Here is a 24745-nt window from a genome sequence, read left to right as displayed (position 1 = left end):
AAAATCCCAGTGTTGAAGATATTATCGTTGTGTAAGACATTGATTAACAGTTAATTGATAATTATTTTCTGGACTTTGCATGTCCTGGAACAGACCCGGATTAGAGCGTAAAATGTCAGATTGAAACACAAAAACGGCTACGTCGCAAAACGTAGCCGTCTACGGTTTAATACGGTTTTACTGATCGACCCGCAGTCCCCGGCTTCCGACGGAGCCGAAGTAGTAGTTGACACCAAACTTGAGCCGGCCGCCTTTGCCACGGCTGGCGGTTGGGTCAATCTTGTTATAAAAATTGCCTTCGTACGTTATTTCAGCACCTAACCGGCGAAGAATCCAGGCCATTAGACCAATTTCAAGACCAACACTCGTATAACGCGACTTTGTATCCGCCGGAATCGTTGACGAAAATTCCCGGCCTGAGTTTAGGCTCGCGCCTAAAAAGCTGCTGATTCGGGTGCGGAAAGGGTAGTACCGGGCAAAGATACCGACTTGACGGGAATGGTATTTATTGCCAACCAGTCGGTCGAAATCATAACGAAGTCCACCCGCAAATCCGGGCTGAAAAAAGTAGCCAACGCGCGTATTGATAGCGGTGTAGGCCTGGCCGTTGGCGGCCCCTAAGCCAATTCCGGCCCCGGCGAAAATAGTGCCCGGCTGAAACCAGCTTAGCTGATGGGTCTGCTGGTAGTTGCGCGAGCGCTCCAGTTCGTCATCCAGTCGCTCTTCTACCTGAGCTGCTTTCTGGCGCGCTTCCTGTTTAGTGTCTTCGTCAAGTAGCGGTCGATTACTTCGGGTTGAATCCGGCCCGTTCTGTCCATACCCCGCCAGGGATAGACAAGAGAGCAGAGCCAATGTTTTCAGTAAAGTTTTCATCGTCGTTGAGTTAATAGATTCTGTCTATAGATTCACTACTCTATTAACTCTAAACTGGTTGATAAGGTTATACCGTAACCAGGCCGGTTTCCAGGTGAAACCCAATCAAAAAACGCCTTCCTGGCGGGGCAGAAAGGCGTTGTCGGAAACTAACGATGGGGTTGTACGTTACCGCTTCAGTTGCTCGATGAGGGCGTTCACCTGTTCGGCCGATACCGCGGGGAAGTTAGCGATCCGAATCTGCGAGTCTTTTAATTTACCGTAACCACTGCCAACCACCATGCCGGCTTCTTTAGCTCTGGCAATGACGGTGGCCGAAGGCTCTTTGGTGTTGGCGACGATAACTGTCTGTGAACGATGCCGCTCCTGTTTCACGAAGGGCTCATAGGCATCTGAACTATCCAGAAATTTATAAAGCATTCGGGCTTTTTCGTCGGTCTGCTTACGCAGGGTATCAATACCAATTTTGTTGAAGTCTTCAACGATTTTCCCCAGCAGATAGATAAACAGAACGTTCGGGGTCGCGGGCGTCTCAAAAGTCTGGTAATGTTTCCAGAGTGTTGGCAGGGTATGGTGCGCTCCAATGATCATTGAATCATACTTCTGTAACCGTTCGGCTTTTTCCAGGCAGGTCTGGCTGGCAATCCAGACGCCCAGACCGGCGGGCATGCCGAAGGCTTTCTGCACGGAGAAAAACGCCGAATCAATCAGGCTGAAATCCAACTCGGGGTAGGGAGCCGATGAAACCATATCGACACAGAACAGCTTTTTCGGGTATTTCCGCTTTAGCTTGTGCATTTCGGTTGGCCGCATCTGCACACCTGAGGAGGTTTCATTGTGCGTTAGACTTACTAGTTCGGCATAGTCAGGCACCTCGATTTCGGTGCTGTCGAAACCCTCGCCGAATGGCTTCTCGAACAAGTGCGCAAACTTGTGCAGGGCGTTGGCGTAGTCGTAGAACTTGCGGGAAAAGGAGCCGTTGACCAGGTGAAAACTTTCGTGTTCGACGCAGTTGAACAGAATCCGTTCCCAAACTTCCGATGCCGAGCCGGTAAAGAAAATGCCGTGTGTGCTGGGGATACTCAGCAACGTCCGTAGCTGTTCATCCGCAAACTTATAAATGTCACGAAACCGTTGACTGCGGTGAGAAATCGAGCCGATTTGCTCGTCTATCGCCGTTTGCAGATGTTCGTAGATTGTCGGATAAAGTTCGGCCGGGCCGGGTGTAAAGTAGGTGTATTTCATAGAGAGAACGAAGAAAAGAGCGAACGAGTGAATAAGTGAAAGAGCAATTAGCTGCTCCATTCACTCGGTCACTCATTCGCTCTTTCGCTCATTAATATAACAGTCTGAACTTAATCGTGTGGTCGATGCCTTTCAATTCTTCTACGACCGCTTCGGCGTATTCTTTGTCCACATCGGTAATTACGTACCCAATCTGCTCATTGGTCTTTAGATACTGGCCGTGGATGTTGATGTGGTATTTTGCAAAAATACTGTTCATCTGGGCCAGAATACCCGGTACGTTCGCGTGGATGTGCAGCAACCGGTGAGCGCCTTTCAGCAGCGGCAGCTGCAGCTCGGGGAAGTTAACGCTGCCGTAGGTGCTGCCGTTGTTAATGTATTCGAGCAGTTTGCCCGGTACGAAGTTGCCGATGTTCTCCTGAGCTTCCTCCGTACTGCCACCAATATGCGGTGTCAGGATTACGTTGGGCATACCCCGAAGTGCGTTAATGAATTCTTCGTTATTGGTTTTCGGCTCCTGCGGAAATACGTCAATGCCCGCTCCGGCCACCTTGCTGCGTTCCAGCGCATCCACCAGCGCCGGAATGTCCACAATATGACCGCGTGAAAGGTTCAGGAAGATGGCACCGTTTTTCATCAGCGCAAATTCTCGGTAACTGATCAGGTTCCTGTTATCCTTACGTCCATCGGTATGCAGGCTGATAATATCTGAAACGGCCAGCAGTTCATCGAGTGATTTGCATTTGCGGGCGTTGCCGAGCGCAAGCTTATCGACGATGTCATAGAAATACACTTCCATACCGAGAGCCTCGGCCACGACCGAAAGCTGCGTGCCAATATTCCCGTAACCGACCAGTCCGAGTTTCTTGCCGCGAACCTCAAAGCTGTTCTTGGCCGATTTATCCCAGACGCCCTTGTGCATCGAATTACTCTTCGGCACAATGTTGCGAATCAGCATGATAATTTCGCCAATGGCCAGTTCAACCACCGAGCGGGTGTTGCTGTAGGGTGCGTTAAAAGCCGCGATGCCTTTTTCAGTGCAGGCTTCCAGATCAATCTGGTTGGTGCCGATGCAGAAGGCGCCGATAGCCATCAATTTGTTGGCCTGCTCCAGCACCCGGCGCGTCACCATGGTTTTCGACCGGATACCCAGAATCGATACGTCCCGAATAGCTTCGATCAGTTCATCCTCGTCGAGGGCGCCTTTCCGGATTTCAACGTTGAAGCCTTCCTGCTCAAAAAGCTGTATGGCAGCCGGATGAACATTCTCCAGAAGTAGCACCTTGATCCGGCTTTTTGGGTACGACTGGCTGCGGCTCAGGTTGTTATGGTACAGAAACTCATCAAGCGAGGGCGCTACATGGTCGGCTTTTTCAACGACGCGGGGGCGCATCACGTTCTCCGTAAACGCGTAAAAGCGATTCGCCAGCCCCGACGCTTTAATTTCGTAATCCGTGTAACCGTCGCCGATCACATAAACCTCACCGTCGAGGTTCAGATTGCGAATAACCTGCGATTTGCCGCCATTGGCCGAAAGAGGATTCCCGCGGTCGAACCCGATAATGCTTCCCGTTTCATCGAACACGAACGTATTGGCAAATACGTTCTCGGCCCGCACTCCCAGCGAGGTAACAATCGGCACGATAAACTCCCGGAAACCATTCGAGACAACGTAAATCTGTTCGGCGTTTTCCGTCAGAAACTGCTTGTTCCGCTGAAACGAGTCGGAGATTTTACCCATCAATGTTTCGATGAGCGCGGGCAGCTGATCGCGATGCGCCTTCAGTAAGTTCAGCCGCAGGTCGAGCGATTCCGTAAACGAAATCTCGCCCGACATACCACGGTCGGTTATGACTTTGATCTGATTCAGGACATCGTCGCGGTCGGGGCGACCCACGAGCGAGATTTCGCCCAGCACGTCGAGGGCTTCTACCTTTGTGAAGGTGCTGTCGAAATCAATGATGTAGTAAGTCTGTTCGGGCGCTTTGGTGAGCATATTCAGGACCCCGGAGCCATGTCCGGAGCAATTGATAGTTTACTTAGTTAATCAATTGCCCCGGACGCCTGTCCGGGGATAACGTTGGGCTGGTCAGAAACACTGCTGCGCGTTCTTCTGACCAGTATGTGCTGTTTATCGTACCTTCTTTCGGTGGGAAGCCACAATGTCCCCCCTGCTCCGGAAACTCCATCCAGACGTTCGGGAGTTCCCGCGCCAGATCGGTTGGAAAACATTCGGGCGATAAAAAGGGGTCATTCCTGGCGTTCACAATCAGCGTCGGCACGGTGATTTTCGGAATAAACTGCAGGGAACTACTGCGAGTATAGTAATCCGTTACGTCGCGGAAGCCGTTCATGGGGGCCGTAAACAGATTGTCAAACTCCCGAACGCTGCGGGCTTTCCGGACCTGTGCGGTCGGAAAAACGCCCGGCATTACCTCCGCCTTTTGCAGAACCTTCCGTTTAAGCGTCCGGTTAAACCGATAGTTATACACTAGGCTGTCCCACTGTTCGAGCCGCCGGGCCGACCCCATCAGATCAAGGGGAACGGAAAAAACAACGGCTTTCCGGATGGCCGGGTTGGTGTGTTCGCCCTGTTCGCCGAGGTATTTCAGCGTAACGCTGCCGCCCGCGCTGAAACCTAGCAGATATAAGTGCTGATACCCTTTTGAGAGGGCATAGTTGATGACGAAGTGCAGATCACCCGTTTCGCCGATATGGTAAAACCGCTGCTGTCGGTTCAGTTCGCCACTACACGAACGATAATGCCAGGCCAGGCAATCCAGTCCGTTCTGAACCAGATGTTTCGCCATGCCAACCAGATACGGGCTCGTTGAGCTGCCTTCTAGGCCGTGGGTCAGAATGGCCAGCGTTTTTGAACCAGATTCTGAATCCGGCATCTGGTGTCCGTATGCCCAGTCCAGGTCCAGAAAATCATCATCCGGTGTATCGATGCGTTCGCGGACGTAAGGAACCGCAACCTTGCGAAACAGCGAGGGAATGATGGTTTGCAGGTGGCCGTTCCATAAACGGGCAGGCGGCTGGTAACTGGATGGAGCAATCAGCGGCATTGCGGGACGCGGGTGATTGAAGCCTCAAAGGTAAGGGTTTCCCGGCTGCTTTTAAGAATGATTCAGTTGATAAACCCTAAAAATCATCGGTTTGCCCTTGCGCTGACTACTGAATTTGCCTTTGTTCAGTGAGCGATATGAACCCTCATCCCGTTATTTCCCTGATTCAACGTCTGGTTTTGCTTATGCAGATTCAGGCTAACCGAAGGGCTTCCCTGAAGGTATCAGGAAGCCCTTCGGTTAAAGTGCCAGTTCCTTTTCCGAGACAATCGTTAGGACCTCCGTATCGGTAAGGCGCTGCGCCAGTCCCAGCGTTTTAGGCACTTCGTAGTGGAAGAAAAACTTCATCGTATGGATTTTTCCTTCGTAAAACGCCAGATCATCGCCCTGCGGATTTTGGGTCAGCAGCGCCTGTCTGGCAACATCGGCCTGCTTTAACCATTGCCATGCCACAACTACAATCCCGAACAATTCTAAAAACAGCGTAGCGTCGGCGAGATAGCGCTCAGTATCACCTTTCAGCGCGTGCGGCATCAGGCTGGCGATAACGTCTTGGGTGCGCTTGAGTTCAGCCGTCAGTTGGTCGGCATAGGGTTTCAGGTCGTCGAATCGGCTCGCTTCGGCAATGGTTTTGCCAATTTCGGCAAAGAGCAGTTTTGGCGCTTTTCCGCCCTGCATGGTCATCTTCCGGCCCAGCAGGTCCTGCGCCTGAATGCCGGTTGTCCCTTCATAGATGGGCGTAATGCGGATGTCGCGGTAAAGCTGCTCGACCGGGAAATCCTCCGTGAATCCGTAGCCGCCAAACGTCTGCAGACTCTGACTGACCGATTGTACGCCCATCTCAGAAGGAAACGATTTAGCGACCGGCATCAGCAGATCCAGTATCAGAAACGCATTTTCTTTTTCTTCGCCTTCCGCTACGCGGCTGATATCATAAAGCCGGGCCGCTTCAAGCAGGAGAGACAGAGAGCCCTCCGTAACGGCTTTCTGAAACAACAGCATCCGGCGTACGTCGGGGTGGTTGATGATCGGCGTCTGGGGCGCATCCAGCAGATTTTTTTCGTTAAGACGTCGGCTCTGCGGACGCTCTTTGGCGTATTGCAGGGCTGCGTAATAAGCCGCTGTCGCAATGGCGGCTGCGGTCATGCCCACGCCAATACGGGCCTCGTTCATCATCTGGAACATATACCGTAAGCCCTGGTGCGGTTCGCCAACAAGGTAACCGACGGTATTGTCATTCGAGCCCATGGTCAGGTGCATGGCCGGTACACCTTTCTGACCCATCTTATGGTACACACCCGTCGACGTAACGTCGTTGTCGACAAAACCGCCGTTCCCGTCGGGCCGGTACTTGGGTACGACGAACAGGGAAATGCCTTTGGTGCCTTTAGGCGCGCCATCGATGCGGGCCAGCATCAGATGCACAATGTTCTCAACGGCGTCGTGATCACCCGCCGAGATGAACACTTTCTGACCTTTGATTTTGTAGCTGCCATCGGGCTGGGGCGTGGCCGATGTCGTTACGTCGGAGAGCGACGAACCGGCCTGTGGTTCGGTAAGGGCCATCGTACCCTGCCAGACTCCGGCCATCATCGGCGGCACGTAAAATTCGCTGAGTTCCGGCGAGCCGAAGGACGTAATCAGATGCGCGGCTCCCGAGGTCAGCCCGGTGTACATCATGCCGTTATTAGCCGCCATCAGAATGAAGCCAACCAGCGAACTGATCATTTGGGGAAGCTGCTGACCGCCCTGCTCGAAGGAAAATCCCGCACCAATCAGTCCGGCCTCGCCCATGGCCCGCAGGAACTCTTTTACTTTAGGGTGCACCGTCACCTGCCCGTTTTTTAACTCGGGCTGGTTTCGGTCAACCTCCTTCAGGTATGGATGCATAACGGTATCGGCAATATAAATCGCCGAATCAAGCACCAGGTTGAACGTTTCACGATCGTGGGCACTGAAGTAGTCATATTGAGCCAGCTCCTCGGCTTTGAATACTTCGTGTACTAGGAAATGCAGATTTCGTTTGCTTAAATAAGTCGCAGCCATAGGGGACGATTGGAGTGAAAAATGGCACGCAAACATGCCAGGAGAGATGTAAAAATACCAGCTTTTTACGTCAATGTTTATATTACTCTCATGAAACTATCGTTTACTTTGCGACGTATATGACGTGTAATCAAACCATTTAATTTTTTAGACATGAAAAACCTGATTGCAGTATTTACCCTCCTGTTTGCCATGGTATCGCTGGTACAAGCACAGGACAAGAAGCCACCGATGAGTCCGAAAATAACGGCCGAAAGCCCAGATAGAAGCATTACGGTCGTCTATGGACAGCCTTCCAAAAAAGGAAGGGTAATTTTTGGGGCAGAAGGCTCGAACAGTCTGGAAAAATACGGAAAGGTGTGGCGGACGGGCGCTAACAACGCTACCGAAGTGACGTTCAAAAACGACGTTATGTTCGGCGGTAAGATGGTTAAGGCTGGAACCTACACGCTGTTCACCATTCCCGGTGAGAAAGAATGGAGCGTAATCCTGAACGGTACGTTAGGCCAGTGGGGAGCCTATGATTATGAAAAAACCAAAGGCACGGATGTCGCTATGGTGAAAGTACCGGTTTCGATGAACAAGACTCCCATCGAAAAACTGACGATTACGCCTTCAAACAACAGCATTACTATTGCCTGGGATAATATGACGGTGTCGGTGCCGGTTATGAAGCACAACAGCTAATTCGGGTCGGCAGTCTGATCTGATTTTATAGCCAGTAACTGGTTAAATTTCTCCAGCCCAAACCTTATAGAATAGGTTTGGGCTATTTTTTTAGTGTACCGTCCCGGCTCGAAGCAACGGTTTGAGGGAGAAACGTGTCTTGTTTGCAACAAATGCATTAATTTGCTCGTAAATTATTAACAGACAACCGCTTAAGCGGGTTATATTAAAAACAGAAACCAGCCCTGCCTCATGATGAAACGCTACCTCTTCCTTTTATTTTTGGGCCTGGCTGGATTGCCCACCTTTGGGCAGCAAATGACAGACTACTACCGTCTGCCGGATCAGCAAAGCCAGTATAACCGGATTCTTAACCGGTATGGCGGAGCTTATACGCGCGACCGCTGGTACGTAGCGCTCAGCGGGTTTGTGCGTACCGACCGCGCTCAACTGGATAACTCCTATAACGGCCTACTGGGAAGTAGTCGGGTCACGAAGCCCGGCATTGGCGCGCTGGTTGGCTGGACTTACCGTGAACAATGGGCCATAGAAGGCGGCTACGCCCGAATGCCAATCCACACAGAAGCTCGCGTACGAAATGGTTATTTTGCCTATAGTTTCCCCTATACCAATGATAAGCAAGGGATTGTGCTGCGGGCGAGACGAATGGTTCTGTCAACCAGCGGACCGTGGCGCCGGTCGGGTTTATGGCTGAGCGCGGGCTTATGGCTCATTCCAAACAGTGGTCAGAACAAAGGCGGATTCTCACTGGCCAGTTATAGTTACCGGTATCGACAAGGCGAAAAACCCGACACGCTGCGGATTCTGGGCCAAACGAATGTGAATGCCGCCCCAACAGGTCTGGCCGAGGTAGGTGCTGAATACAATGTCCGGCTGAGCGATAAATTTGATATGGGCTTTGCCGTTCGGAAATACTGGGGCCTGGGTAGTTCGCTAACGACCGACGTAACGTACAAGGCCAGTGGACGAGATCCGCAGTACGCTCAACTTCAGGGCACCGGCTCAGGTATGAGCTATGGCGTAACGCTCCGTTATACGTACGCCGTCCGACGCAACCTGTCCAATGCACTCGATGTGCAGGGTAAGGGGCGAATCAAGTTGTAAGAATTGCTTTATAACTAGTTAAGGTTGCCAGGCTGCCCGGTAATCTTCTGCAAAATCCCGCAACAGAATTGGTCGCCGACCCAGCAACTGCTCGGTTTCGCTGGTCTGGCTGACTGCTTTCCCCAGTTTGGAGGCAGTGTATAACGCGACCATAACCATCGTAAATCCCAGAGGGACGTGCTCTTTGCGCCATTTTCGCCAGATGAACTGCGGAATAGACGGATCGCGGTAGGTAATGGGACGTGCCAGAACTCTGCTCAGAATCTGGGCTACCTCACCATAGGTCAAGGCTTCGGAACCGGTTAGTTCGTAACCCCGGTTGAGGTGTTCACGGGTGGGGCTCGACAGAACCAGCGCGGCCACGGCCGCTACGTCGCGCACGTCAATAAAGCTGGTACGACCGTTGCCGGCCGGAACAAAAATTTCATTACGTAATCGAATTTCATCTCGGTGAGCACTGCACAGGTTCTGCATGAAAAAGCCTGGGCGGAGGAACGTAAAGCCTAAGCCCGCTTCGACAATCAGCTTCTCCAGCTTATGATGAGGAACTACCGGGTTATTTTCAACGCCCTGCACTGATAGGAAAACGACCTGCCGGACCCCGGCGCGTTGCATGGCCTCCACAAAGGGTTTGAAATAACGGCCTATGTCGACCAGCTTAGGGGGGCGGACCAGCAGCACCCGGTTAACACCCGCCAGGGCCGCATCAAATAGCTGTTCGTTACTGAAGTCAAGCCGGGCAAAGCCGTCCGGCTGCACCTTCATTGCCGCCTGTGCCAGAGCCGGATTACGAACCCCGGCTAGGACTTCAAACCGGCTTTTATTGGGATGAGTCATTAACGCACGCAAGGTTTCCAGGCCCACATTGCCTGTTGCGCCGGTAATCAGAATGCGTTCGTCTGCCACGTCCGTTATAAAATAATTGGCTGGTAGTAATAAAAAGGCCGACCGGTCTTTTTTAGTAGCCTTGCTTTATCAGGACAGACGATGTTCAATTACCTTTGACCTATTCGTTAATCTATCATCCTGACAAGTATTAATAAATCGTGAACACGAATGAAAGGTTTTAAATGGAGTGCTTTGTTGTTAAGTGTGCTGGTCGTACAGGGGGCTTTCGCCGATGTGCGTCTGCCGCAAGTGTTCGGTTCGCACATGGTATTGCAGCGCCGGAAACCGGTGCCGGTCTGGGGATGGGCCGATGCAGGCGAGAAAGTAACGGTCCTGTTCAATAATCAAACAAAAACGGCGAAGGCGGGAAAAGACGGAAAATGGAAGGTCAGCCTCGATCCTATGGAAGCCGGTGGGCCGTATCAGATGCTGGTAAAGGGAAAAGCGAACACCATTACCATCGACGATGTACTGAGTGGAGAGGTCTGGATCTGCTCCGGCCAGTCGAATATGGAGTGGCCGCTGGCGGCTGCCAACAATGCCAAGGAAGAGATAAAAGCCGCGAACTACCCGCAGATTCGGCAACTGCTGGTGAAAAAAGACATTAGTCTGGCGCCCAAAGACGATATCGAAGGGGAATGGGCCGTGTGCAATCCCGAAACAGCTCCTCGCTTTACGGCCGTGGGGTATTTCTTTGCCCGGCAGCTGCAGCAGGAACTCAACGTACCGATTGGCCTGATCAATACGTCCTGGGGTGGTACGCACTCCGAAACCTGGACCAGCCGCGAAGCCATGAATCAGGACAGTGAGCTGGGGGCCGTAGCTAAGAAACTGCCCGCTACGTATGAAGAAGTGATTCAGAGCGGAAAAGAGCGCACGCAGGCGTTGTTAGAAAAGCAGCAGGGCGGCTTACCTACAGCTGGCGAACCGGCCCGCTGGACCGACCCAACCTTCGACGCCAGCCAGTGGAAATCCATGAATCAGCCCGGCGACTGGGAGTGGGGTGGTTTACCAACCCTGGACGGTGTTGTCTGGTTTCGGCGCGAGGTGATGATTCCGGAAGGAAGCAACCTGAATAAAATGACTTTGCAGGCAGGCTCCATTGACGATAGGGACTCTACCTACGTAAATGGTCAGCTGGTAGGCAGCACAAAGGGAATTGGGCCCCGTTCGTACAATCTGCCCGAGGGACTGCTGAAACCCGGCCGGAACGTAATCGCCGTGCGGGTCGTAGACAACAGTGGGGCCGGAGGGCTGGCGGGTCCGCCCGAACAACTCAAACTGTCCGGCGAACGGCTGGATCTACCGCTGGCGGGGCAGTGGCAGTACCGGGTTGAGCAGGTGTTTCCGTCATCCTTCAAGCCCGGCCCGAATACGTACGCGACGCAACTGTTCAACGCCATGATCAACCCGCTGATTCCTTACGCCATTGAAGGTGCCATCTGGTATCAGGGTGAATCAAACGCCGGACGAGCCTATCAGTACCGCCGGGCGTTTCCGATCATGATTCAGGATTGGCGGCAGCGCTGGGGCAGCGACTTCCCGTTTCTGTTTGTGCAATTAGCAAGTTATAATGCCGGTAACGGCAATAGCCAGCGGGGCAGCAGCTGGGCCGAACTCCGCGAAGCTCAGACGATGACGCTTCAATTACCCAACACGGGCATGGCCGTAACCTCCGATATTGGCGAACCTAACGATATTCACCCCCGTAATAAACAGGACGTAGGCAAACGGCTGGCTGCCGAAGCCATGCGGGTTGTATATGGAAAAACGGGTGTTAGTGCTGGGCCGATGTTCGATAAACTGGCTGTTCAGGGCAATCGCGCCGTGCTTACGTTCCGAAACGTAGGCAGCGGTCTAATGGCAAAAGATAAATACGGGTATCTGAAAGGATTCGAGGTAGCCGGGGCCGACAAAACGTTTCATTACGCCAAAGCTGAGGTGCAAGGCGATTCGGTGGTAGTATGGGCCGATTCAGTAGCTGCGCCGGTAGCGGTCCGGTATGGCTGGGCTGACGACAATAGTGAGGCAAACCTCTATAATAAAGAAGCCTTCCCGGCCGTACCCTTCCGCACCGATACGTGGAAAGGAATTACGGAGGAAGGCAAATTTGGAAAATAAAGCCTTACCGGGTCGGGCAGCGCAGATACGTACTGCCCGACCCGATAGGTTTACTCCTGTTTTTTCATTTCCTGCTGCCGCATAGGCATACCGTCAACGAGTTTGAACACCTCCTGCGGAGCTACGGGTTTTTTAAAGGTTTGCTTGATGCCGCCATCCTTACCAATCAGCCAGGCTATGAAATCCTCCGACGGTACGAGCTTGTAATGCTGCATTAAAAACTGGCGGTCGGGCTCCTGAAGGGTTGACGCCACAATCACGAGCACGTCCATCTCCCGCTCGTTTAGTTCGTCTCTGACCTCGTTCAGGCTTTCCTGCTGCTCAAGAAGGTAGTGCTGGGCGTCGTCGCGGCCGTAAAGCAGCAACACGCGCCGGTGGTCTTTCTTTTCGTCCAGTATCGCCTTGAGCGATTTTTTCTGGTTGGCTATGCTTTCCATAACGAGAATTAGTCCGAGTAAAATTACTGTCAGACTTATCAACCAGCGGTGTCGCATAGTGTTTTGAGTAACGCGGTTAATAAGCCGCAGATTTTACGCTAAATCTTCCATGCGTTCGAGCATCAGGATAGATGCCTGGGGAACAATGACGTACTGTTCGCCCTCGTATAGCAGTTCAATAGCGTTTCGCTGGAGATACAGCGCTACGTCGCCCTCCTGCGCCTGAAGCGGCATGTACTTTACTTTTTCCTCGGTTTCTTTCCAGGGCTCGTCTTCGGTCGGCACTGGAATCGGATAGCCTGGTCCAACTTTAATAACGTAGCCGGATTGAACTTGTTCTTTTTCCTGTACAGTGGGCGGAAGGTATAAACCACTGGCGGTGCGGTCAGTTGGATCGTTGGGTTTGATCAGAACCCGATCGCCCACTACAATCAGGCGTTTGAGCTTGTTATCGGCGGTAATATTGACCATATAATCAGGAATAGCTATTAGTGAATTAGTTGCCAGGACTCCAGCAACTTTCGGGCAAATTCGGATGAATAAAGACAAATTGACAGTCTGCAAACGGTACGCTAAGGAACAGGGTCATAGCCATGACCGCCCCATGGATGACACCGGCTGATGCGTTTTAAACCCAGCCAGCCGCCCCGGATAGCGCCATGTTTGCGAATAGCTTCAATGGTGAACTGCGAGCAGGTCGGCGTATACCGGCAGGCATTCGGAAAATACGGCGAAACGACGGCCTGGTAAACGCGTACCAGACCAATCAGTATAGTCCTCATCATAAATACCCAAACACTAAAAAGCCGGAAAACTATCCCGCAATCCGTATCTTTGCCCGCCATCGTTCTGGCAGACGGGGGCAATAAAAAACGATTCTGAACGATAGCTTGCTATGCTGCAATACGTCATCTGGGATGTGGATCCCGAAATTTTTCACATTGGCTCGTTCTCGGTTCGCTGGTATGGGCTGCTGTTTGCCTTAGGGTTTCTGATCGGGATGCAGATCATGACCCATATTTTCAAAAAAGAAAACAAACCAGTTGCCGATACCGACTCGCTGCTGATTTATATGGTGGTGGCCACGATTCTGGGGGCTCGCCTGGGCCATTTCCTGTTCTATGAACCCGATGTGCTGTTTAAAAATCCACTGGAGGTAATTCTGCCGCCCTATCGCGGACTGGCCAGCCACGGCGCTACAGTTGGTATTCTGATTGGCCTCTGGCTGTATTCACGCCGACAGTCAAGTCGCGCTACGGGCCAGACGTTTCTGTGGGTTACTGACCGCATTACCATCACGGTAGCGCTGGCCGGGGCCTGCATTCGCTTCGGGAATTTGATGAACTCCGAAATCGTTGGCCGGCCAACGGATGTGCCCTGGGCGTTTGTGTTCATCAATAACCCGGAGTATGAGAAGATTCCCCGCCATCCGGCGCAGCTATACGAGTCGCTTTCCTGCCTGGTCGTGTTCGTTCTGCTGCTCTGGTTCTGGAATCGTTACAAAGAGCGGACTCCACGCGGCAGCATGCTCGGTATTTTTCTAATCTGGATATTCACCCTGCGGTTCTTATACGAATACCTGAAAGAGAACCAGGTTGCTTTTGAGAACAATATGGCGCTGAACATGGGCCAGATTCTGAGCATTCCAGCGGTGTTGCTGGGCGTTTACTTCCTGATTCGTAGCTACCAGAACCCGGTTGTTCTACCCTCACCGGAACGCCCGAAAAAAGTCAGATCCTGATACCTGTAAAAACCAAAAAGGGGCGGCTGGCCCCTTTTTTTATGCCGGTACGAATCAGCTTAATACAGCAGCTGCCGATCTACGAATGAGGGTAGAGGACCTTGCCGGGTGAGTTTCATCTGGGCCATTACGGCACCAGCATGGGCGCAGTGTTCCGGCGTCTGGCCGTCCAGATAAGCCGTAAGAAAGCCCGCCCAATAAGCATCGCCTGCGCCGGTTGCATCGACAACGTCCACTTTCTTAGCCGCTATCTGCCCCTGTTTAGCCCCACCATCATAGGATACAATGCTCCCATCGGGGCCCAGCGTCATGCAGATCACCGACGCGCCCATGCGGTGAAAATCGGCAAATACGGTTTCCGGCGACTGCTTCTGACCGTAAAGCCGCGCTATGTCGTCGTCACTTACTTTCACCAGCGCGCCAGCCGAGCAATAATCGGTCAGGACACGCCATGCCTGATCGCGGTCGGGCCAGATAGGGGGTGCATAATTAGCGTCAACGCTGACCTGACAGCCCAGTTGGCGGGCGCGCCGGGCAGCTTCTACAATGGTAGCCTGAGCCGGCTGACGGCTTAAGGCAAAGCAGGTTGTGTGGAATATCTGCGCCTGGCTCAGCAGCGAGTCGGGCAACTGATCCGGCTTGATCTGACGGTCGGCAGTCCGATAGGCGATAAAATCCGGCGTTCCGGCGGTACGTGAGACAATAACAATGCTGGTTGGCTCATCGGGGTCTACGCCAATAAACTGAGCATCAACCCCGGCTTCGCTGACCGATCGGGTCAGAAAGCGGCCTATGTTATCATTACCAACGCAGGCGACCAAAGCCGTCTGGTTGCCCAGCCGGGCCATATTAGCCGCCATGTTGGCCGGGCTTCCGCCCTGGTAGCGCCGAAAATCCGGTGAATCGAGCAGATTAGGCGATACGTGGTGGCCAATGAAGTCGGCCAGAAGTTCGCCCACAGAAAGCAGAGCGTAAGGGCGGGCAGCGTTTTCCATCAATAAGCTATCAGGCTGTCTATTCCCCAACGTTAAGGCAAGAAACGGACAGATTGACAAAAGTAAGGAACAGATTGAACATTAATTACCACCCGGATTAACCGGCAGGGCGGCCGCTTCGCTTCGGGGTGTTTCTTTAACCAGGAAGCAGGAACCGGCTGCTAACAGCAAGCAAACTCCGCACAGAACCAGTGCATTACGTGGGTCGCCCTGAAGCAGCGTGTTGTACAGAAACGGAACCGTAACCATGTTGACAATCTGCGGGACTACGATGAAACCATTGAAGATTCCCATGTAAACTCCCATCCGCTCGCCCGGCACCGACGTTGACAGCATGACGTAAGGCATCGACAGGATAGAGCCCCATGCCAGACCCACCAGAGCCATACCAAACAGAAACACGCTTTTGTCTTCACCCGTCAGCATGGACAGGAAGCCTAACCCGCCCAGCGTCAGGAAAGTCGCGTGCGTGCCGCGCCGACCCAGCCGTCTAGCAATGGCCGGTAAGAAAAACGAAACGCCAAAACAGCCGATGTTGAACAGAGCGAAACAGTCGTTGCCGACTTCAATACCGCGTTCAAAGCCGGGCGACTGGGGCGTAGGGGCATTGAACGCATGGCGCGAAATAGCCAGCGACAGGTACTGCCACATGAGCGGCAGGCCGTACCACGTAAAAAACTTTACCCACCAGAGCTGCTTCATGGTCGTGGGCATATCGCGCAGGGCATGAAACACTTCGCCAAAGGCCGACAGAACCCCACCACCTTCGCGCTTCTCGCGCTCAAACTCAGCCATGTCGTCGGGCGGGTACTCGTCGGTCGTGTACATGGTCCAGAGAACGGCCGCCACAATGGCCACCGCCCCGATATAGAATGACCAGCGCGTAATATCTGGAATGGCGTTGGCTCCGGTTGCTACCATCGTGAGTCCGAACAGCGGTAAAATACGCGGCATCAGATTCGCCAGCGTCTGGCCAAACCCTACGAAAAAGCTCTGCATGGCAAACCCGACGGTACGCTGCTCAACGGGCAGTTTGTCGCCGATAAAGGCCCGGAATGGCTCCATCGACGCGTTCAGGCCCGCATCCAGAATCCACATCAGGCTGGCCGCCATCCACAAAGCCGACGAGTTGGGCATCAGAATAAGTGCAATACTGCCCAGAATGGCCCCAATCAGAAAGTAAGGTTTTCGGCGACCCCAGCGCGGAGACCAGGTCCGGTCGCTCATGGCACCAATGATCGGCTGAATCAATAGTCCCGTCATCGGACCCGCCAGCCAGAGCGCCGGAATAGACGATTCATCGGCGTTCAGGTAGCGAAAAATCGGGCTCATATTAGCCTGCTGCAAACCGAAGCCATACTGAATGCCAAAAAAGCCAAAACTCATATTCCAGATTTGCCAGAAACTGAGCCTTGGTTTAACAGCTCTGGCTGGCTTCTGGATGTTTTCGGTTTGCATATGCGTGCTGATTAAACCGTTCGGATTAGCTTTAATAAATGAATAACAATAATACAGAGTCCTTTGCAGGATATAGAGATTCTTTTGTCTTATTTTTTTGAAAAGCCGTATTTTTGAACATGGTTGCGAAATGTCGGCTTATCGCTGCACTGGTCTTTTTGGGTAGTTTATTTCTGGTTCAGAACGCTCTGGCGACCGAACCGGTTGATTCAACGCGTTCAGTGGTGGTGCGGTCCGTTACGCTGACGGGCAACTACCGAACCCGCGACCGGATTATCCTGCGCGAAATGACGCTCCATACCGGCGATACCGTCCGGTTGGGCGATTTGCCGGGCCGCACTGCCTGGGATCAGCGGAACATCAACAACACGAACCTTTTCGTGACGGTAGACCTACTTACTCAGGTTACTGCGTCCGCCGATACGACCCAGCTGGCTCAGCTCGATCTGACGGTCGCAATGAAGGAGCGCTGGTATCTGATTGCTTACCCCGTGTTTGATCTGGCCGACCGGAATTTCAACGAATGGTGGTACGACCGGGGCCGTGACCTGCGCCGAACGATCTACGGCGGGCGACTCAGCTACCGTAACGTGACGGGGAATAATGACCGCCTGCAACTGGTTCTTGAACGGGGATTTCTGTCGCGCACGATTGTTTCGTATAGCCGGCCCTACATAGACCGGGCCCAGAAAATTGGTATGCGGGTTGATTTTGGCTATCAGACCAACAAGGAAATTCCCTACCGTACGCGGGCCGATAAGTGGGTTTATGCCAGGTCAGAAGCTTTGCTGCGCGAACGCATGTATGCCGGCCTGACACTGACCCATCGGCGCGGCCTGTATCATTATCATAGCTTCGATGCGCGCTATACCCGCAACACAATCGCCGATACGATCGCCCGGCTCAACCCGGACTATTTTCTGGATGGCCGAACCCGGCAGCAGTACCTGGCCATAGGCTACGGCTATCGCTACGACCGGCGTGATAATGTGGTCTATCCCCTGCAGGGCGTTCTGTTTTCGGCGGGTATTGGCGTATCGGGACTACTGCCCAGCGACAGTTTTCGGTTCGCAGAAGTGGCCTCGTCGGCCACTCGATACTGGTCGCTGGGCGGGCGATTCTATGCCGCTACGGGCCTGCGTGGCCGGTTAACCTGGCCCAGTCGGCAACCGTATTTTAACCTGCGTGGATTAGGCAGTTCGCTCGATATGGTGCGCGGCTACGAGTTGTTTGTCGTTGATGGACAGCGAACGACCGTCTGGCGGAATAGTTTACGTTACCAACTGTTTAACGTTCGAAAGCAGCTCGACTGGTTGCGCATACGCCAGTTCAACACCTTGCCGATTGCGGCTTACCTGACGGCCTTTGGCGATGCGGGTTACGTCAGCAGTACGGTGGCTGAGCAGTACCAAAGCCGGTTGGCAAATCGGCTGCTCGTTGGTACAGGCATGAGCCTGGACATTGTTACGTACTATAATCTGGTTTTTCGCTTTAGCGGAACAATCAACGGACAAGGCAAAACCGGTTTCTTCTTTAACCTGGCGCAGGAATTATAGGGCGTTCGGGTGTCGACAAAACCTTCTGCTTAGCTGGCGCATTACCTTTGCGGGTCAATCAACGACCTGAAACACCATGAAACAAATTACTTTACTATGCTTCTTTATTCCTGTTCTTTTCCTGGCGCAGCAGGCCTGCAACTCACGTAAACAGACCAGTTCGCAGGCACCGGACTCCATGGCGACTACCCAGGCTGATTCACAAAGCGCCGGGATTACGACTTCCGCCGAGCACGTTGCGAACCTCGGCCTGACCCCCGACAGCCACTGGCGTGGGGTCAACCTCGGCGATGACCTCGCCAACGTAAAAGCACTGGAAAAAGGCGAGGCTTTTGAAAGTGATCAGAAGCATATTGGCTATACAATCGAATTCAAAAATCTCGAATCTGCCGATGTGCTGTACTATCACCAAAATGGGAAGGTCTCGGCCATTGAAGCAGATCTGTTTCTCAATAACCGCGCATCGGTAGATGCTTACCAGCGCGAACTGAATTCGTATTTTACCAGCCGCTACGGCACACCAAAACCCGGCAGCGGAGGAAACGTATGGAGCGGACCCAAAGGTGAGAGCATTACGTTGACAGATGTCTCAAAAGGAAAGGATTTCGGCCTGAAAATCAGAATTGCACCCGGAAGCAGTTCTACGGCAGCATCGGCGAAGTAAAAGAGATAAGTGAGTTGTTCGATAGCTAGCGAGCCAATCTTGCACAAGTTAACTGTTTGCAAAGGCATCTTCTAACAAAAACCTTCCAGGTCAGAAGTTGTGTCTATAGGAGTAGCTACGTTACTTATAATATCCCCAAACTTCTCTGGCTGTAACAGAAGGCCTAGCAACAACCGCGGGTACGATGTATTCTTCTAAAACTTGTCGACCCGATAACCGGTCGCCGGAGAGCCGATTAACAGGGATATAGGATTCCCCATCTTCGTTCGTGTTCGTATAGGTGAAGGCAACTGGCAGGATGTATTTACCGTTTAAAGCCGGATCAACCGGAGATATCTTTTGAAGCGCTTTCTTGACAATAAGGTCAAACCGATACCCGGCATTCTCGGGACTTAAAATAGTTACGTTCCTGATCAAGCCTTGTTCGTTTATGTCGAATGCTGCATAAACGCGGCCATAAATTGCCTGATTTTGTGCACTGGCCGGATAGGTAAGGTTATGGTGCAAGGCCTTTGTGAATACTGGATCAAGCATTAACGCAGACTTGTCTGTGAAGTCAGCGGTAACCAATGAGTCATAATAGGTTAAGAGACCGATAACCTCATCAACGCTCAGTTTTTCTTTGGATATTCGATTTCGGAGCTGCTCAGCTTTGTCATATAGCACCGATAAGATTGATGTTTTCCTGAGATTTATGATTTCAGGCTGGGCATACCCTTTCTGAATATAGTAATTGGTTAGCGGCTCGTAAACCCCTTTTATCGATGGATCTCTACCATATCCTGTATTGATGTATCTAATCGATTTTAGCTTACTGCCTGGGCTCTCCAGCAACTTTGTCGGGCCATCGTGTTTGATCGACGTGTATAGTTTATAGTCAACACCGGCGAGTTTATTCAGTTGACGGGCATAAGTAACGCCATGAATCGTAAAGAATTCAGGCGCAATGACCTGCTCTTTCTGGCCGCTTGCAAACCGACAAAAAACTTCTGTAGTGACCAGATTGTAAGCTAGTTCACAGGCGAGTTCTTCGCTCCCTTTGTCTAGTCGAATAGCTCCCTTTTGCCAAATAGGGAACGTGAGAAAGGGACTACCTAAATAAGTTACTTCATTATGTGCCGCTGAAATAATCGAACTTGTTCCATAAGAATACACATCAAACGTTGTCAGAATCTGGCCGTTGCCGTCTTTATAAATTTTGTAGGGCCCTACGGCAACGGTTTGCCCGTTTGCCTGTAGTAAGATTGTACATAACGCCAACACTATTGGTAAGAGCCGCTTCATGGAGTAAGGGTGTTGAGTTCGGAAGGAAGTCGACGAAATATAAATTATTCTTGTATAAATTGAACTTACTGCCCAGTATATTTCAGGATATAATACGAAACGGCTATAAACAGGAAATCCCGACTGATAGCCGGGATTTCCTGTTTACGTATTGAAATAGGTTATATCGTGTGCATCCAGCCGAACGTATCTTCGATTTTGCCGGTGCGCAGATCGCTCAGATAATGTCGGACCCGCACCGCGAAGGATTCTTCCGGTGCAATCTCGGGCAGCATATGATCCTTGCCGTTGTAGCCAATGAGCGAGTAAGGCGAAGAACCAACTGCCGTTCCGGCCCCGAAGGCTTCGGTCAACCGACCGGTTTCGATACCGCTGATAACTTCATCGATCGAAACAAGCCGCTCCTCAACAGTCATGCCCCAGCTTTTGGCAATCTGTATGATCGAATCGCGGGTAACGCCCTTCAGGATTGAATCCGAAGTGGCTGGGGTCACGAGTTTGCCGTCGATGATGAACATGATGTTCATCGTACCCGACTCCTCAATATACTTATGTTCACGGGCGTCGGTCCAGATCAACTGGTCGTACCCTTGCTGTTGCGCCAGCAAGGTTGGATACATCGAACCGGCATAATTCCCCGCACATTTAGCGTAACCCACCCCGCCCGGTGCCGAACGGATGTATTCGGTTTCTACCTTCAGTTTAGGCGGATTGGAGTAATAAGCGCCAACCGGGCAGGTGAAAATGCAGAACCGATACGTTTTCGAGGGAGCCACGCCCAGGAATGTATCCATCGCAAACATATACGGTCGAATATAGAGCGAGCTATCTGGCTGCGTAGGAACCCAGTCGGCATCTATCCGGAGCAGAGCCTCCAGGCCACCCATGAACACCTCTTCGGGCAGCGTCGCCATGCACATCCGCCGGGCCGATTCGTTCATGCGTTCGAAATTGGCATATGGACGGAACATCTGTACTTCGCCAGCTTCGCTCTTGAACGCTTTCATGCCTTCAAAAATAGACTGACCGTAATGCAGCGACGACAGGGCCGGACTTAGCGTAAAGTTGTCAAAGGGCACAATCATCTGATTCTGCCACTGACCGTCTATGAAATCGGCCACAAACATGTGATCCGAGAAATGTTTTCCGAAAGGCAGATGGTTAAAATCCACCTCCTGAATGCGTGAGCGTTCCGCTTTCCGCAATTCAATCTGCAAGGCGTCCGTCGTCATAATCAACGTATTAGTTAATAAGTCAGGCCGCAAAAGAGCGACCTGCGACAAAGCTAAATAATTAGATTGAGTTAGTTTAGTTGTCTTAACAACTTTTATTTTACAGTCATACGCGCGGCTGCCAGGCCACCTCTTCGGCCTTTAACTCCTGCGTCATTTTCCGGCTCAGCACAAACAGGTAATCAGACAATCGGTTGAGGTACTGTAAGACCAGCGCATCAACGGGTGACTCGTCGTTTAGCGCGATGACCAGCCGCTCGGCCCGGCGGCATACCGTCCGGGCCAGATGGCAGAAGGATACAGCTTCGTGGCCACCCGGCAAGACAAAAGCCCGCAGTTCGGGCAGGGCAGCATCCATCTCATCCATCGCCTGCTCGAGCAGCGTAACGTCGTCCGGCACGACGGCGGGCATCGCGCGTTTCGGCGCTTTCTCGGGATCGGTCGCCAGTTCGGCCCCGACCGTAAACAGACGGTCCTGAATTTCTTTCAGCAACTCTCTACGCCCGGCGTTCACCGACTGATCCCGAACCAGACCTATCCAGGAGTTCAGTTCATCAACCGTTCCATACGTATCAATCCGCAAATCGGCTTTACTCACCCGGCGGCCACCAATCAGCGCCGTTTGGCCGCTGTCGCCTGTTTTTGTGTAAATCTTCATAACACTACCTAAACCAAATTACTCGACAAACGGCTAAGCTAACGGAATTCCCCTGTTCAGGCCGTACCTTTGCGCCCTGATTTTAAAAACCAATATATAGTTCATGGGGTGTTAATGAGCTTGGTCAACAATTCGCTCATTCACTCATTCACTCGTTAATAATGAAAGCTGGTACTTTTTTTGTCCGTGTCTGGCGTATTCTCTCCATTATCGGACTGTTGTTTGCCTTGTTCAACAGCTATATTTCCTATCCGGGCGAGGTAGCGGTTCGTTTCGATGAGCGGGGCGCTGCGATTCAATACGTCGACCGCGAAACGATATTCTATATTGCGGTTGCCCTGTTTCTGATTAATAACACGCTTATTAATCTGGTTGCCCGTTTGTTTCTCCGGTTGCCAACGGCGCAGATTCCGGTTCCCCACCACAGCGTTTGGGCCAGTCACCGTTCAGAACTCAATGAGGTAGTTACGAACTGGTTCTATGCCCTGATGGCGGCTATCAATACGATTCTGGCCCTGGGTCTGAGTGTACTCTCGTTCCTGAATCGCTCCGATCGGGGTATTCAGCAGGTAGATTATGCCTGGCTGTTGCCGCTCAGTACGGCCATCCTGGTTATTGTGCTGGCTGCCTTGCCAATCCGTTTGTTCATAAAACCTAGTGCCGATGCCTGAGCCGAAGGAGTTTGCGTTGAGCGAGTTTCAGTACAACCTGCCCGACGACCGCATTGCTCGTTTTCCGTTGTCCCAGCGTGACGCGTCCAGACTGCTGGTTTATAGGAACGGACGTATTGACCACGCCCACTTTACCGACCTGCCCGACCTGCTGCCGCCCGATAGCTTTCTGGTCTTTAATAATACCAAGGTTATCCCGGCGCGCCTACATTTTACAAAACCTACCGGAGCGGTTATTGAACTGTTTCTGCTGAGTCCCTTTCCCAATAACCAGCCGATCAGTCAGGCTATGGAAACCACCGGTTCGGCGGTCTGGCAGGGAATGGTTGGAAATCGCAAACGCTGGAAACCGACTGAAACTCTCAAAACAACCCTGGTTACGTCCGTTGGCGAAGTCAGATTGACCGCCAGTTGGCAGGACTACGGGCAGTCGGCCGTTCGGTTGAGCTGGGAGCCTGCCGACCTGACATTCGCGCAGTTGATTCAGTACGCGGGCGAAATTCCTCTGCCGCCTTATCTGAAACGTGACGCCACCGACGCTGACCGCGATACGTATCAGACGATCTACTCCCGGCAGGAGGGGGCCGTTGCTGCTCCGACCGCTGGTCTGCATTTTACGCCCGCCGTGTTCGATGCCCTCGCCGAACGGAACATCAGGCACGACTATCTGACCCTGCACGTGGGCGCGGGAACGTTTCAGCCGATTAAAACGGAAGACGTTCGCCAGCATCACATGCACACCGAACAGGTCGTTTACACCCGGCAGAATATACAGAATCTGTCAGCCAGTCTCGGTCGAATCATTCCTGTTGGTACAACGTCGATGCGGGCGCTGGAAAGTTTGTACTGGATGGGTGTCAAATGCCTGCGGCAGGAACCCGATCCGTTTCAACTGGATCAGCATTACGCCTATCAACTCCCCCCCGATCAGCAACCTGCTCCAGAAGACGCGCTGGCGGCCATCGAGCGGTATCTCGTCAACCGCAATCAGGAATCCATTGTCGCACACACGGGCATCTATATAACCCCCGGCTATTCGTTTAAGCTGTGTAAAGGAATCGTAACGAATTTTCACCAGCCCGGCTCTACACTCATTCTGCTCATTACCGCGCTGATTGGGAATGACTGGAGACAGGTTTATCAGGAAGCCGTTGAGCAGGGATACCGCTTTCTGAGTTACGGTGATTCTTCCCTGCTTTTACCGTAAACCATTAATTTTACAACCTTGAAGAGTCCCGAGCCAACAGGTGAGCAAGCGTCAGGTCTGCTTCAACCACTGTTTTGCTCTTTCACTCATTCGCTCTTTCTATCTATGAATTTCATCGAAGAACTCCGCTGGCGTGGCATGTTGCATGACATGACCCCCGGTACCGAAGAACAACTCCAGAAAGAAATGACGGCCGGCTACATTGGCTTCGATCCCACGGCTGCGTCGCTCCATATCGGAAATCTGGCGGCAATCATGCTACTGGTTCATTTGCAGCGAGCCGGTCATAAACCATTTGCGCTGGTGGGTGGCGCTACCGGCATGATCGGCGATCCATCGGGGCGTTCTACAGAGCGGGATTATTTATCCGAAGAGACGCTACGTCGTAACCAGGAAGGCATTCGGGCACAGCTTTCCCGTTTCCTTGACTTTGAGTCTGGGGGAAACGCTGCTGAAATGGTCAACAATTACGACTGGTTCAAGGAAATGACCTTCCTGGATTTCTTACGGGAGGCCGGTCAGCACATCACCGTCAACTACATGGTTGCCAAAGATTCGGTGAAAAAGCGACTGGAGACCGGTCTGTCATTTATGGAGTTTTCCTATCAGTTGCTGCAGGGGTACGACTTTTACTGGCTGTACAGGAACAAAGGCGTCCGTCTGCAAATGGGCGGCTCTGATCAATGGGGAAACATTACAACTGGTACTGAACTGATCCGACGTAAGGAAGGCCGGGAAGAATACCAGGCCTATGCGTTGACAACCCCCTTAATCACGAAAGCCGATGGAACCAAGTTCGGCAAATCAGCC

General features: G+C 52.3%; 23 protein-coding genes (1 of these 23 only partly in view). 9 read left to right on the top strand and 14 right to left on the bottom strand.

Translation table 11 applies throughout. From position 1 onward, the window contains the following. Nucleotides 1–177: 177 nt before the first annotated feature. The 5 genes from HNV11_RS17015 to HNV11_RS16995 all read right to left on the bottom strand — a co-directional run bounded on the left by HNV11_RS17015 (nucleotide 178) and on the right by HNV11_RS16995 (nucleotide 7232). Nucleotides 178–873 (bottom strand): hypothetical protein, encoded by a 696-nt coding sequence (locus HNV11_RS17015; protein ID WP_171740801.1) that lies wholly within the window; start codon nucleotides 871–873, stop codon nucleotides 178–180. A gap of 168 nt (nucleotides 874–1041) precedes the next feature. Further along, nucleotides 1042–2118, bottom strand: a complete 1077-nt coding sequence (locus tag HNV11_RS17010; RefSeq protein WP_171740800.1) for an aminotransferase class V-fold PLP-dependent enzyme — start codon at nucleotides 2116–2118, stop codon at nucleotides 1042–1044. A gap of 91 nt (nucleotides 2119–2209) precedes the next feature. Further along, nucleotides 2210–4114 (bottom strand): phosphoglycerate dehydrogenase, encoded by a 1905-nt coding sequence (gene serA, locus HNV11_RS17005; protein WP_171740799.1) that lies wholly within the window; start codon nucleotides 4112–4114, stop codon nucleotides 2210–2212. A gap of 43 nt (nucleotides 4115–4157) precedes the next feature. Next, complete coding sequence (locus HNV11_RS17000; RefSeq protein WP_171740798.1) at nucleotides 4158–5186, bottom strand: YheT family hydrolase; 1029 nt, start codon at nucleotides 5184–5186, stop codon at nucleotides 4158–4160. Between the two features lie 240 nt (nucleotides 5187–5426). Further along, nucleotides 5427–7232: an acyl-CoA dehydrogenase gene (locus tag HNV11_RS16995; protein WP_171740797.1), complete on the bottom strand. Its 1806-nt coding sequence runs from the start codon at nucleotides 7230–7232 to the stop codon at nucleotides 5427–5429. A gap of 153 nt (nucleotides 7233–7385) precedes the next feature. On the opposite strand from HNV11_RS16995, the gene HNV11_RS16990 reads away from it, so the two are divergent. After that, entirely contained in the window at nucleotides 7386–7919 is a 534-nt protein-coding gene (locus HNV11_RS16990; RefSeq protein WP_171740796.1) for a DUF2911 domain-containing protein, read from the top strand. 231 nt (nucleotides 7920–8150) lie between these two features. Further along, nucleotides 8151–9023, top strand: coding sequence for a hypothetical protein (locus HNV11_RS16985; RefSeq protein ID WP_171740795.1), 873 nt, complete (start codon nucleotides 8151–8153; stop codon nucleotides 9021–9023). Between the two features lie 18 nt (nucleotides 9024–9041). On the opposite strand, the gene HNV11_RS16980 is transcribed toward HNV11_RS16985, so the two are convergent. Then, nucleotides 9042–9929: an SDR family oxidoreductase gene (locus HNV11_RS16980; protein ID WP_171740794.1), complete on the bottom strand. Its 888-nt coding sequence runs from the start codon at nucleotides 9927–9929 to the stop codon at nucleotides 9042–9044. A gap of 150 nt (nucleotides 9930–10079) precedes the next feature. On the opposite strand from HNV11_RS16980, the gene HNV11_RS16975 reads away from it, so the two are divergent. Beyond that, nucleotides 10080–12032, top strand: a complete 1953-nt coding sequence (locus tag HNV11_RS16975) for a sialate O-acetylesterase (protein ID WP_171740793.1) — start codon at nucleotides 10080–10082, stop codon at nucleotides 12030–12032. 50 nt (nucleotides 12033–12082) lie between these two features. On the opposite strand, the gene HNV11_RS16970 is transcribed toward HNV11_RS16975, so the two are convergent. From HNV11_RS16970 to yidD, 3 genes are all read right to left on the bottom strand, one after another. Beyond that, nucleotides 12083–12469 (bottom strand): DUF4174 domain-containing protein, encoded by a 387-nt coding sequence (locus HNV11_RS16970; protein ID WP_240163509.1) that lies wholly within the window; start codon nucleotides 12467–12469, stop codon nucleotides 12083–12085. Between the two features lie 93 nt (nucleotides 12470–12562). Then, entirely contained in the window at nucleotides 12563–12940 is a 378-nt protein-coding gene (locus tag HNV11_RS16965; RefSeq protein ID WP_171740791.1) for a co-chaperone GroES, read from the bottom strand. Between the two features lie 101 nt (nucleotides 12941–13041). Continuing rightward, entirely contained in the window at nucleotides 13042–13251 is a 210-nt protein-coding gene (gene yidD / locus HNV11_RS16960; protein ID WP_171742218.1) for a membrane protein insertion efficiency factor YidD, read from the bottom strand. Between the two features lie 113 nt (nucleotides 13252–13364). Here yidD and lgt point away from each other — a divergent pair, with 113 nt between their 5' ends. Continuing rightward, complete coding sequence (lgt, locus tag HNV11_RS16955; protein WP_171740790.1) at nucleotides 13365–14210, top strand: prolipoprotein diacylglyceryl transferase; 846 nt, start codon at nucleotides 13365–13367, stop codon at nucleotides 14208–14210. A 59-nt stretch (nucleotides 14211–14269) separates the two neighbouring features. Here the strand turns inward: lgt and HNV11_RS16950 are convergent, their stop codons facing one another. After that, complete coding sequence (locus tag HNV11_RS16950; protein WP_171740789.1) at nucleotides 14270–15205, bottom strand: carbohydrate kinase family protein; 936 nt, start codon at nucleotides 15203–15205, stop codon at nucleotides 14270–14272. Nucleotides 15206–15286: 81 nt separating this feature from the next. Further along, a complete protein-coding gene (locus tag HNV11_RS16945) occupies nucleotides 15287–16663 on the bottom strand; it encodes an MFS transporter (protein WP_171740788.1) in 1377 nt (458 codons plus the stop codon). A gap of 119 nt (nucleotides 16664–16782) precedes the next feature. Between HNV11_RS16945 and HNV11_RS16940 the strand changes: the two genes are divergently transcribed. Both HNV11_RS16940 and HNV11_RS16935 read left to right on the top strand, forming a co-directional pair. Next, the gene (locus tag HNV11_RS16940) at nucleotides 16783–18219 is read left to right on the top strand and encodes a BamA/TamA family outer membrane protein (RefSeq protein WP_171740787.1); all 1437 of its coding nucleotides are present in this window, start codon (nucleotides 16783–16785) and stop codon (nucleotides 18217–18219) included. Between the two features lie 76 nt (nucleotides 18220–18295). Then, nucleotides 18296–18883, top strand: a complete 588-nt coding sequence (locus tag HNV11_RS16935; RefSeq protein WP_171740786.1) for a hypothetical protein — start codon at nucleotides 18296–18298, stop codon at nucleotides 18881–18883. A gap of 120 nt (nucleotides 18884–19003) precedes the next feature. Here the strand turns inward: HNV11_RS16935 and HNV11_RS16930 are convergent, their stop codons facing one another. The 3 genes from HNV11_RS16930 to HNV11_RS16920 all read right to left on the bottom strand — a co-directional run bounded on the left by HNV11_RS16930 (nucleotide 19004) and on the right by HNV11_RS16920 (nucleotide 22057). Then, nucleotides 19004–20167: an energy transducer TonB gene (locus HNV11_RS16930; protein WP_171740785.1), complete on the bottom strand. Its 1164-nt coding sequence runs from the start codon at nucleotides 20165–20167 to the stop codon at nucleotides 19004–19006. Nucleotides 20168–20328: 161 nt separating this feature from the next. Next, entirely contained in the window at nucleotides 20329–21399 is a 1071-nt protein-coding gene (locus tag HNV11_RS16925) for a branched-chain amino acid aminotransferase (protein ID WP_171740784.1), read from the bottom strand. Nucleotides 21400–21505: 106 nt separating this feature from the next. Further along, on the bottom strand, nucleotides 21506–22057 hold the full coding sequence (locus HNV11_RS16920; RefSeq protein ID WP_171740783.1) for a cob(I)yrinic acid a,c-diamide adenosyltransferase: 552 nt from the start codon (nucleotides 22055–22057) through the stop codon (nucleotides 21506–21508). Nucleotides 22058–22218: 161 nt separating this feature from the next. On the opposite strand from HNV11_RS16920, the gene HNV11_RS16915 reads away from it, so the two are divergent. The 3 genes from HNV11_RS16915 to tyrS form a co-directional block, all read left to right on the top strand. Further along, the gene (locus HNV11_RS16915; RefSeq protein WP_171740782.1) at nucleotides 22219–22728 is read left to right on the top strand and encodes a hypothetical protein; all 510 of its coding nucleotides are present in this window, start codon (nucleotides 22219–22221) and stop codon (nucleotides 22726–22728) included. After that, complete coding sequence (locus tag HNV11_RS16910) at nucleotides 22721–23935, top strand: S-adenosylmethionine:tRNA ribosyltransferase-isomerase (RefSeq protein WP_171740781.1); 1215 nt, start codon at nucleotides 22721–22723, stop codon at nucleotides 23933–23935. The genes HNV11_RS16915 and HNV11_RS16910 overlap by 8 nt, the downstream gene beginning before the upstream one ends. A 105-nt stretch (nucleotides 23936–24040) precedes the next feature. Then, on the top strand, nucleotides 24041–24745 hold the 5' portion of the coding sequence (gene tyrS / locus HNV11_RS16905) for a tyrosine--tRNA ligase (protein ID WP_171740780.1). The gene runs 582 nt beyond the window's last position; the window shows 705 of its 1287 coding nt (coding positions 1–705); it begins with the start codon at nucleotides 24041–24043; its stop codon lies beyond the right edge, outside the window.

The organism is Spirosoma taeanense (genome assembly GCF_013127955.1).
GTDB classification, from domain to species: Bacteria; Bacteroidota; Bacteroidia; order Cytophagales; family Spirosomataceae; genus Spirosoma; species Spirosoma taeanense.
Note: the sequence above shows the minus strand (reverse complement) of the source record. Positions and strands in the feature narration are given on the sequence as shown.

Excerpts from the sequence above, each read along its gene's own strand:
- HNV11_RS16995 (WP_171740797.1), bottom strand. The coding sequence starts at position 7,232 with ATGGCTGCGACTTATTTAAGCAAACGAAATCTGCATTTCCTAGTACAC.
- HNV11_RS16915 (WP_171740782.1), top strand. The coding sequence starts at position 22,219 with ATGAAAGCTGGTACTTTTTTTGTCCGTGTCTGGCGTATTCTCTCCATT.
- yidD (WP_171742218.1), bottom strand. The coding sequence starts at position 13,251 with ATGAGGACTATACTGATTGGTCTGGTACGCGTTTACCAGGCCGTCGTT.
- HNV11_RS16975 (WP_171740793.1), top strand. The coding sequence starts at position 10,080 with ATGAAAGGTTTTAAATGGAGTGCTTTGTTGTTAAGTGTGCTGGTCGTA.
- HNV11_RS16950 (WP_171740789.1), bottom strand. The coding sequence starts at position 15,205 with ATGGAAAACGCTGCCCGCCCTTACGCTCTGCTTTCTGTGGGCGAACTT.
- HNV11_RS16940 (WP_171740787.1), top strand. The coding sequence starts at position 16,783 with ATGGTTGCGAAATGTCGGCTTATCGCTGCACTGGTCTTTTTGGGTAGT.
- HNV11_RS16930 (WP_171740785.1), bottom strand. The coding sequence starts at position 20,167 with ATGAAGCGGCTCTTACCAATAGTGTTGGCGTTATGTACAATCTTACTA.
- HNV11_RS16965 (WP_171740791.1), bottom strand. The coding sequence starts at position 12,940 with ATGGTCAATATTACCGCCGATAACAAGCTCAAACGCCTGATTGTAGTG.
- HNV11_RS16920 (WP_171740783.1), bottom strand. The coding sequence starts at position 22,057 with ATGAAGATTTACACAAAAACAGGCGACAGCGGCCAAACGGCGCTGATT.
- HNV11_RS17000 (WP_171740798.1), bottom strand. The coding sequence starts at position 5,186 with ATGCCGCTGATTGCTCCATCCAGTTACCAGCCGCCTGCCCGTTTATGG.
- lgt (WP_171740790.1), top strand. The coding sequence starts at position 13,365 with ATGCTGCAATACGTCATCTGGGATGTGGATCCCGAAATTTTTCACATT.
- HNV11_RS16990 (WP_171740796.1), top strand. The coding sequence starts at position 7,386 with ATGAAAAACCTGATTGCAGTATTTACCCTCCTGTTTGCCATGGTATCG.
- HNV11_RS16985 (WP_171740795.1), top strand. The coding sequence starts at position 8,151 with ATGATGAAACGCTACCTCTTCCTTTTATTTTTGGGCCTGGCTGGATTG.
- HNV11_RS16925 (WP_171740784.1), bottom strand. The coding sequence starts at position 21,399 with ATGACGACGGACGCCTTGCAGATTGAATTGCGGAAAGCGGAACGCTCA.
- HNV11_RS16910 (WP_171740781.1), top strand. The coding sequence starts at position 22,721 with ATGCCTGAGCCGAAGGAGTTTGCGTTGAGCGAGTTTCAGTACAACCTG.
- HNV11_RS16945 (WP_171740788.1), bottom strand. The coding sequence starts at position 16,663 with ATGCAAACCGAAAACATCCAGAAGCCAGCCAGAGCTGTTAAACCAAGG.
- HNV11_RS17010 (WP_171740800.1), bottom strand. The coding sequence starts at position 2,118 with ATGAAATACACCTACTTTACACCCGGCCCGGCCGAACTTTATCCGACA.
- HNV11_RS16970 (WP_240163509.1), bottom strand. The coding sequence starts at position 12,469 with ATGGAAAGCATAGCCAACCAGAAAAAATCGCTCAAGGCGATACTGGAC.
- serA (WP_171740799.1), bottom strand. The coding sequence starts at position 4,114 with ATGCTCACCAAAGCGCCCGAACAGACTTACTACATCATTGATTTCGAC.
- HNV11_RS16935 (WP_171740786.1), top strand. The coding sequence starts at position 18,296 with ATGAAACAAATTACTTTACTATGCTTCTTTATTCCTGTTCTTTTCCTG.
- HNV11_RS17015 (WP_171740801.1), bottom strand. The coding sequence starts at position 873 with ATGAAAACTTTACTGAAAACATTGGCTCTGCTCTCTTGTCTATCCCTG.